Genomic DNA, 471 nt, shown 5'->3' with positions numbered 1-471 from the left:
GGTAGGAGCAGTCCAGAGCATGATGCCGAAAAGTGTGATGCGGTTTTCGGACGACATCATGCTCTATCTCTTTGATTTAGAGGCGGATTCAGATTTCAGGTCGAACAGACCTGAAATCATCCGGCTCTAGGGGCGGCGAACAAAGCGAGGTTCCGAAATGGCTGACTGGTCCGCCGCCCAATATCTGAAGTTCGAGGACGAGCGTACGCGGCCCGCACGGGACCTGGTTGCGCAAGTGCCAGTCGATTTCCCGCGCCGCGTCGTCGACATCGGCTGCGGGCCGGGCAATTCGACCGAGCTTCTGGTCGAACGCTGGCCGGACGCCGAGGTCAGCGGCTTCGACACGTCGCCCGACATGATCGAGAAGGCGAGGGCGCGGCTGCCGAACGTGAGCTTCGGGCTCGCCGACGCTTCCGCCTGGCAGCCGGAGAAGCCGGTCGACGTCATCTTCGCCAATGCGGTGTTCCAATG

At 61.6% G+C, this 471-nt stretch carries 1 protein-coding gene; it reads left to right on the top strand.

The features are described 5' to 3' along the window. Positions 1–157 precede the first annotated feature (157 nt). Positions 158–471 (top strand): methyltransferase domain-containing protein (locus EOA33_RS38335; protein ID WP_127407872.1); only part of this gene is annotated, 314 nt, incomplete at its 3' end.

The organism is Mesorhizobium sp. M4A.F.Ca.ET.050.02.1.1 (genome assembly GCF_003997725.1).
Classification (GTDB): Bacteria; Pseudomonadota; Alphaproteobacteria; order Rhizobiales; family Rhizobiaceae; genus Mesorhizobium.
The sequence above is the reverse complement of the archived record's forward strand: the minus strand, read 5'-3'. Positions and strand labels throughout refer to the sequence as shown.